This is a genomic window from Arthrobacter sp. S2(2024) (assembly GCF_036662515.1).
Taxonomy (GTDB): domain Bacteria; phylum Actinomycetota; class Actinomycetes; order Actinomycetales; family Micrococcaceae; genus Arthrobacter.
This window is the reverse complement of the sequence record NZ_JAYKZI010000002.1, coordinates 528,093-535,963: the sequence shown is the minus strand read 5'-3', so window position 1 is coordinate 535,963 and position 7,871 is coordinate 528,093. Positions and strand designations below refer to the sequence as shown.

The 7,871-nt window shown below is 58.1% G+C and carries 8 protein-coding genes; 2 read left to right on the top strand and 6 right to left on the bottom strand.

Annotation, left to right across the window (positions count from 1 at the left end):
* Positions 1 to 21: 21 nt before the first annotated feature.
* The 3 genes from VLA65_RS06115 to VLA65_RS06105 form a co-directional block, all read right to left on the bottom strand.
* The gene (locus VLA65_RS06115; RefSeq protein WP_332602031.1) at positions 22 to 219 is read right to left on the bottom strand and encodes a Flp family type IVb pilin; all 198 of its coding nucleotides are present in this window, start codon (positions 217 to 219) and stop codon (positions 22 to 24) included.
* Positions 220 to 249: 30 nt separating this feature from the next.
* Entirely contained in the window at positions 250 to 450 is a 201-nt protein-coding gene (locus VLA65_RS06110; RefSeq protein WP_332602030.1) for a Flp family type IVb pilin, read from the bottom strand.
* Positions 451 to 719: 269 nt separating this feature from the next.
* Positions 720 to 1,373, bottom strand: coding sequence for a prepilin peptidase (locus tag VLA65_RS06105; protein ID WP_332602029.1), 654 nt, complete (start codon positions 1,371 to 1,373; stop codon positions 720 to 722).
* Positions 1,374 to 1,668: 295 nt separating this feature from the next.
* Here VLA65_RS06105 and rplM point away from each other — a divergent pair, with 295 nt between their 5' ends.
* Together rplM and rpsI are read left to right on the top strand one after the other, a co-directional pair.
* Positions 1,669 to 2,112, top strand: coding sequence for a 50S ribosomal protein L13 (gene rplM, locus VLA65_RS06100; RefSeq protein ID WP_024817563.1), 444 nt, complete (start codon positions 1,669 to 1,671; stop codon positions 2,110 to 2,112).
* A 36-nt stretch (positions 2,113 to 2,148) separates the two neighbouring features.
* Positions 2,149 to 2,658, top strand: coding sequence for a 30S ribosomal protein S9 (rpsI, locus tag VLA65_RS06095; RefSeq protein ID WP_059387396.1), 510 nt, complete (start codon positions 2,149 to 2,151; stop codon positions 2,656 to 2,658).
* A 52-nt stretch (positions 2,659 to 2,710) separates the two neighbouring features.
* Here the strand turns inward: rpsI and VLA65_RS06090 are convergent, their stop codons facing one another.
* Genes VLA65_RS06090 through VLA65_RS06080 form a run of 3 tightly spaced genes read right to left on the bottom strand, consistent with a single transcriptional unit; the run spans position 2,711 to position 7,723 of the window.
* The gene (locus VLA65_RS06090; protein WP_332602028.1) at positions 2,711 to 4,630 is read right to left on the bottom strand and encodes an ArnT family glycosyltransferase; all 1,920 of its coding nucleotides are present in this window, start codon (positions 4,628 to 4,630) and stop codon (positions 2,711 to 2,713) included.
* On the bottom strand, positions 4,599 to 6,488 hold the full coding sequence (locus VLA65_RS06085) for a glycosyltransferase family 39 protein (protein WP_332602027.1): 1,890 nt from the start codon (positions 6,486 to 6,488) through the stop codon (positions 4,599 to 4,601). Before VLA65_RS06085 ends, VLA65_RS06090 begins: the two co-directional genes overlap by 32 nt.
* Positions 6,485 to 7,723 carry a bifunctional glycosyltransferase family 2/GtrA family protein gene (locus VLA65_RS06080; RefSeq protein ID WP_059387398.1) on the bottom strand — a complete coding sequence of 413 codons (1,239 nt, stop codon included), beginning with the start codon at positions 7,721 to 7,723 and terminating at the stop codon, positions 6,485 to 6,487. Before VLA65_RS06080 ends, VLA65_RS06085 begins: the two co-directional genes overlap by 4 nt.
* Positions 7,724 to 7,871 lie beyond the last annotated feature (148 nt).

Genomic DNA, 7,871 nt, shown 5'->3' with positions numbered 1-7,871 from the left:
CGGCACAACGCTTTTGCTTAGCTACCAGGTGCCGACTGTGCTGGCGAGGCCACTGAAGAAGGTGTTCAGGTTGGTGCCGAACGCAGTCACTCCAACGACGATGACAAGGGCGATGAGGCCGACCAGCAATGAATACTCTGTGGCCGTGGCTCCCTTTTCAGCGGCGAGGTGGACGAGGCCGAGTTTGACTCTGCGAAATTGTTCCTTGAAATTGAACATGTCGAGGCCTATCGGGTCCAGAGAAGTTCGCTACCAGGTGCCGACCTTGGAGGCGAGGCCACTGAAGAAGGTGTTCAGATTGGTCCCGAACGCAGTCACTCCGACGACGATGACAAGGGCAATGAGGCCAACCAAGAGTGAATACTCAGTTGCCGTTGCACCCTTTTCGGAGGTGAGCTTGTCTTTGATACCGGCGATAAATGCGAGTGTGGAGATCATGAGAGTTGACATTGGAAAAACCTTTCCCAGATAAGTGAATTTGTCTACGAATTCCAGTTGCCACATATCCCGTTTGGCGTTCGGATTTCGATAGGACAAGAATTGCTCTCGGGAGGGTTAACAAACAATGCGTAGTGGTACTCGTCTTTTCTAGGTCGAGTGCTATCGACTACTCGAAGCGACCCCGCGTGGTACTCGGTTTTTCTGCCTAAGTACTACCTAGTTTCGACGCGGATGGGACTCCTGGGGAGTGAGGCAACCCGGGAGGGCTCGCCGTGGGATCACGCAACGAGAAGGGCCACTCCAATTGCCGCGGCGAACATGGCAGGTCCGTGTGCCACCTCAGATGGCTTGGTTCCGCGCTTCAGGCGCAACATCAGCACCGTCACCACCCCGCCCACCACGAAGCCCAGCAGTCCCCCGTAGAACACGTGGGTCCAGCCCAAGTAGCCCAAGTACATTCCGAGTGGTGCCGAGAGCTTCACGTCGCCCATTCCGAGGCCTCCCGGAGAAATTAGTCCGAGAATTAAGTACCCCAGGAAGAAGATGACGCCGCCGGCAGCCGCGCGCAGCAGCCCCGGCCAGTCCGGAACAAGCACAGCCGACATAGTTAACAGACCAAGCCCGGACGCAAGCAGCACCAGGACCAGCGGGTTTGGGAGCAAATGGTGCGCGATATCGACGCGTGACAGCTGCACGGCGAGCACTGACAGGAGGAGAAATGCGGGGAGTGCCGGAGACAAGCCGAACCGCAGCGTCATGAGGGCAAACAACACCGCGGTGGCAACCGCCGTCGTGAGCCTTATGGCGGGGGAAGGGAGCCCGCCAAGCCGCGGCATGGACCAAGTGATCAGAAGCTCTGCCATAGGGCTCGTGAGCAGCCCCAGGAGCCCGAAGGCGGCCACAAGCAAGGGCTGGGCGGCAGTTGCTGTCATCGCATCTCCTAGGAGCTCAGGAAGGGTCTCAGTTGTTCACGCTGGTTGCCAGCCTATTTTGACCCTGAAGCTCCTTGCCGCTATTGTTGATAGTCGTTGTGCGTGTCCTTTCTCGATGACACATGCCCGCTTGGGGATCCAGTTGCAGGATCGTTAACTCGACAGGCATATCGGGACTTCGGGATGACTGGTACATAGAGCCCTCACCTCTGCTCCGGTAACGCATACCTAGTAGGCACACGCTTCAAGCGTGCCGCCTAAAACATGAACGCCAGAACAAGAACGAGGCAAAACCGTGCGTACGTACACCCCGAAGCCCGGCGATATCAACCGCCAGTGGCACGTCATCGATGCCACCGACGTTGTCCTTGGTCGTCTTGCCAGCCAGACCGCAACACTGCTGCGCGGAAAGCACAAGCCGACCTTTGCGTCCCACATGGACATGGGCGACTTCGTCATCATCATCAACGCTGAAAAGGTCGCCCTGACCGGCGCCAAGCTGGAGCAGAAGCGCGCATACCGCCACTCCGGCTACCCGGGCGGCTTGACCTCCGTAAACTACGCGGAACTGCTGGAATCCAACCCGGTCCGCGCCGTGGAGAAGGCCATCAAGGGCATGCTCCCGAAGAACTCCCTCGCTGCACAGCAGCTGGGCAAGCTGAAGGTGTACCGCGGTGCAGAGCACCCGCACGCCGCCCAGCAGCCCAAGACTTTCGAAATCACCCAGGTCGCCCAGTAGTCCTGGCCACCAAACAACTTTTAATCAAGGAGAATCGTGGCTCAGAACGAAGAACTGACCACCGAGGCCGTTGTGGCTGAGGAAAACCTGACCAGCTACACCTCGGAGAGCGGTCCTGCAGAAGCAGAAGCGCCGAAGAAGGAGCGCCCGGCACTTACCGTTGCCGGCGCCGCAGTTGGCCGTCGTAAAGAAGCTGTTGCACGTGTTCGCATCGTGCCCGGCACCGGCAAGTGGATCATCAACGGCCGCGAGCTGGCCAACTACTTCCCGAACAAGCTGCACCAGCAGGACGTCAACGAGCCCTTCAAGATCCTTGATCTTGACGGCGCCTACGACGTCTTCGCACGCATCCACGGTGGCGGCATTTCCGGCCAGGCCGGTGCACTGCGTCTCGGCATCGCCCGTTCGCTGAACGAGATCGACGCCGAGAACAACCGCGCCACCCTGAAGAAGGCCGGCTTCCTGCGTCGTGACGCCCGCGTCATCGAGCGTAAGAAGGCTGGTCTCAAGAAGGCACGCAAGGCTCAGCAGTACTCCAAGCGCTAAAGCGCCCTGCAGAGGCCCGTTCCGCCGATTGGCGGGGCGGGCCTTTTCGCGTTTAGTGGCTACTTTCCAATGGGTTTCCTAGGTCGTACACCGTGGTGCCATCAGTGACATCTGAGTGGAAAGTGGCACCTACCCAATTCTGAATCGCCGTGAGTTCCGGACTATTTCCTGGAACCTTCAGTTGCTCGGGCTGCTCGACCAAGTAGCAGATTTGCCCTGCCTCGACCCAATCCTTGAACTGCTTCAAAGTCGGGCTGGGATCCAATGCAGCAAACCCGCCAATTGGCATGATGGCGCGAGAAGACTCAAGCTGAAAGCGCGCTGCTGTCTGGGCCGGATAGCTAGCGGCGGCCCAGACACACCTCACAGGCGCCGACCGGAGCCTGTCCAAGATACCTTTTCCCGGGCTATTCCCAAATCCCAGTCCATGGGCCCATGCTGGATCTTGTTGCTTGGCCCCTTCGAGAAACCGGCTCAATGAGTTCGGGTTCTTGGACAGGCCGCCAGACAACGGATTGGAACCGGATTGGGGTGAACTGACGGTGACAAGGCTACAGAAGACAGGTCCTATCAGCAGCGCCCCAATCGCCGCGAGAGCGCTGCTTCGTTCCAGCCACGGCCATGGTGCGGGGACTGCGGTGGCAGCGGCGGATACCGATCCAACGATCAGAATGGTGTTTCCAAGCCATTCAGGAAACACGTCGCTAAGATGCCAAATGGCGTTTGCGAAAATGAAGCTCACGACTAGCGCGAGACTGATCCACACCCGTCCGGATATCGTTGGTGCAGCCAACAACATCAAACGGAGGCCGATACCGACGCAAAGGGCTAATGGTGGGGACAGAGACGCGGTGTAGTAGGAATGGAAGCCTTGACTCATGAAGCTCAGTGTCAGGTAGGTAGTCAAGAACCAGAGGCCCGCGGCGGTGGCAAGAATCGCTTCGTTTCGACAAAGTCGCCGTTTGGCAATGGCCCAGGCGATTCCCACGCAACTGAGCAGAGCCGCAAGCAGTAGCCAGCCCGCTTCCTGACCGTAATTGGGGTTGAACAGCCTAAAAAGTCCTGCGTCTGAGTCGAAGCCCCTGAACTGTGGCGGAATCAGCGCAGCCGAAGGGTCATCCTGCCGCTGCACGACCCGGTCGAGGCCGTTATACCCCAGGGTCAGCTCAACCATACTGTTATGCGTTGACCCGCCAACAAAGGGGCGGAACTGGGCAGGGGTGAGATCGACCATGAGGGGCCAGGCCAGAGAGCCAACGGTCAAGATGCATCCCGCTAGTGCGAGCCACAGAATCCTAGTGCGCCAAGCGAGGCGTGCGAAGGTCAGAAAGGCGATCGCGATTGCCGGGAGAACTAGAAATGCTTGAAGCTGTTTCGTCAGAAATCCAAGTGCCAGTAATCCGCCCGCGAGGAGCAAGAGCTTCAGTCTGCCAGCCTCAGTCGCCCGGACGCCGGCGTAGAGTGCCGAAATCATTAGCAGGACCATGAGTGGATCCGGATTGTTGTAACGTGCCAGCAGAACGGTGATGGGCGTCACTGCAAACACCGTGGCCGCGAGGAAGGCGGCAGCAGAGGGGAAGTATCTCCGCATCAGCATGAAGATAAGCAACGTACTGGTCAACGTGATGATGACCTGGGGAACTAGGAGGCCCCAAGAGTTGAGTCCGATTAGGCGGACGGACAACCCCATGACCCACAAGCTGAGCGGGGGCTTGTCCACAGTGATGGAGTTGCCCCAGTCGGAAGACCCGAAAAAGAATGCTGTGAAGTTGTGTTCACCGGACTGCACTGCTGCCGAATAGAACGCGTTGGCCCAGCCATTCTGGTCCAGCTTCCAAAGGTACAGAATTGCCACGCAGATCAACAGCATGGCCAGAGTGATCTTTTCCCAACGGGCAACTGGCACGCGACTCATGCCCGTGGCTTGAATGGCGGGCGAGCTAGTGCCGGAGGCGGTAGATCCGTACACCATCAATGGACTCCTCCTTGAAGTTTTCCCGCACCCAGCTGGTGATTGCCAAAGCTTGGGGGCCGAGTTCGCCTAGGTCCATAATGTCTTGCTGCCAGATGAAGTAACCAACTCTGCCTTGAGCTACAAGAGTCTTGAATCGTTCAAGCGTTGGCGCTGGATCCATCCCGAGCCAGCCGCCCACTGAAATAACCGGTCTCAATGTTGCAAGCTGGTATTTCGAAGCATTTTGGGCCGAGTACGTTGCGACCGGCCAAGTCACACTCGCGTCCATGTTGGTCAGCAGTTGGACGACTTTGGGAGACGGATCCGCGCCATAAGCGACTTGAAGGGCCCATGCTGGCTGACCGCCACGAATATCTCGAAGGTGACTTGAAATGGCGTCGGGGTTGTTAGAAACGGGCCCTGACACAGGGTTCGTTCCCTCTTGCGGAGAGCTAATCGTGAAGAGGTTAGTTGCGACAGGGCCTGCGATCAATGTGAGGGCCACCAAACTGGCGGTGATTCTCTTGACGCGTTTTCCAGCCGAAAGGATCCATAGGACGGTTGCGAGCGCACCGACCGACACCACCAACGGAGCTACGTATGGAGACCACTCATTGCTGTACGCCAAGATCCTGACGGTCATGTAGGTAGCGCTGGCTATTAGAGTGGCCCCGATGATTCGGATTATCAGCCGGGTACGGTTCATCCAAAGGACATGGAGCCCCAGCGGTACAAGTAGGGCGACCGGAGCGGCCAGGGAATAGACGTAATAGGTGTGAATCATGGTCCCCATAAAACTGAGGACCAGGTAGCTCGTGAGAAACCAGGCTCCGGCAAGCGCCACGAGGGCGCGGGGCAGCCTGCTCTTTGGCAGCAGAGAGTGCAATACCGAGACTACGAGGAGGCACATGACTGCGGTGGCGAGCGCCCAACCTGCTTCTGGGGCAAAGTTGCCGTTTAGCAACCGTGAGAATCCGCCGTCGTAGGGGGCAAGGTCTGCGCTGCTAGCCTCAGCAGGTCCGCCGCCTTTGGCAATGGGAAACTGAACAAGCCGTGCTAGTCCGTTGTAGTCCAGCGTGAGTTCCAAGACGCTATTCGTCTGGGATCCGCCGATGTATGGCCGGACGCTTGCTGGCGTAAGGTCAACAACCGCCATCCACCAGCCACCGCACGCGATGAGCACCGCCAAGGCAGCGACCAGACGCATTATCCGAGCTACGAGGCTTCCGATTCCAAAGGCAAGGATCGCCAATAGCAATGCCGGAATCATGATGAATGCTTGGATCTGTTTAGCCATGAATCCAAAACCCAAGCCGGCCCCAGCGAGTAGGTACCACCGCCAACGGTTGTCTTCCAGCGCCCGCAGGATGAAATAGCAGGAAACCACCATCAGGAGGCCCATCACGGGTTCCGGGTTGTTGTAGCGCGACATCAGTACTACGACCGGCGTGGTGGCATATATCAGACCGCCAAGGAGCGCTGGAGTTGCAGGATAGCTCCGCCGGATGATCTTGTAGATCAGCCAGACGGTAGCCACGCCCATCAGCGCCTGTGGAACGAGGATGCTCCAGGAGCTCAGACCGAACAACCGAACGGAAAGGGCCATGATCCACAGGCTCAACGGCGGCTTGTCGACGGTGATCAGATTGCCGGCGTCGGTTGAACCATAGAAAAAAGCTTCCCAGTTAACAGACCCTGCTTGAACGGCTGCGGAATAGAACGGGTTCGCCCAGCCGTTGCGGTCAAGGCCCCATAGGAAGGAAATAAGGGTTCCCAGGAGTAGGACGCCGAGCCCCGTTCTCTCCCAAGGGAAGGCACTCGCCGTGGGCTTGGTCTTTTTGTCGGATGTCCGTCCCGTTTGGGACAACAGGATCAAAGTAGCGACTCTTTTGGCTGATTGAGAGCAAAACCCGTGCGCCGTTCCTCCGACCGACGAACCCGGAAGACCCAGATCCGGAGCAGGACGAATCGGACAAGGGTTGCAAATATGTTTGCGCAGGTCAGGACGAAAAGCTCGGTGCTGGGCGACGCGTCCGGATGGATGGCATGTAGTAGTAGCAGGGAAGAGGAAGTGATTCCCCAGGCGACCAGGAACACCACGAGGCCTTGAAACTGTTGGGTGAACTGCCGCTCGGGTCCATGGATCCTGAACGTGAAGCGGCGGTTGGCGGCCGTGTTCGCGATGGCCGTGAGCAACAGGGCCAGGAAGTTTCCCTGCTGTGGACCAAACGGGCCCTGGAACAGCAGATATAGCAAAGCAAAAGCAAGAGTGGAGAACGCGCCGACGATTCCGAAACGTATCACTTGGCCGAAGAAACTTGGACGCGTTGGCGCGGCGATAGGTCCTCGCCCCAGCTCCGCGTATATCGCTTGCAAAGGGATATTTCCCTTCATCATGGAACCCGCGACGCGCACGAGGCCCCTGATATCGTCGATGGCCGTTTGGCGGATATCCACCCTGCTGTCTGGATCGTCGATCCAGTCGACGGGAATCTCGTGGATTCGAAGCCCTGCCCGCTCCGCCAAGATCAACAGTTCGGTGTCGAAGAACCAGCAGTTGTCCTTCACATACGGAAGCAGCCGATGCGCGACTTCTGCCCTGACGGCCTTAAAGCCGCACTGGGCGTCGGAAAACTGGACCTGCATGGTCCGTTTAAGAATCAGGTTGTAGCTCCGGGAGATGAATTCCCGTTTGGGACCTCTGACTACTCTCGAAGTCCGGCCGAGGCGGGTGCCGATGCTGACATCCGAGTGTCCGGAAAGCAGGGGAGCGATAAGCGGCGGCAACGCCGCCAAATCGGTCGAGAGGTCCACGTCGACATATGCCAGAACTTTCGCTTCAGACGATGTCCAGGCGTCGCGGAGCGCGAAACCCCGCCCCTTTGTCTCAAGGCGCCGATAACTGACATTGGGAACCTCATCAGCGAGCTTCCGCGCAATTAAACCGGTCGCGTCCGTGCTCGCGTTATCGGCAATCGTGATTTTCCAGCTGTACAACAATTCCCGAGAAAGATAGTCGGCAAGCCGATAAATGCTTCGTTCGAGTATGGCGGACTCGTTGAATACGGGGACAATTATTTCGAGCGCCAAGCCCCCAGAGCTAGGTGTCATGCGGTAATCGTAGATACTTGTTAAGGGGCATTACTAGAGTGGAGCAAAAAGCGCAAGTCAAGTAGTTCCACTCTATCGATCGCGCGGTTGAAGGAGTATGCACGGCCCTTCCGGCACTCCTTCGCTCGGCCCCTGCAACCGTCGTCTA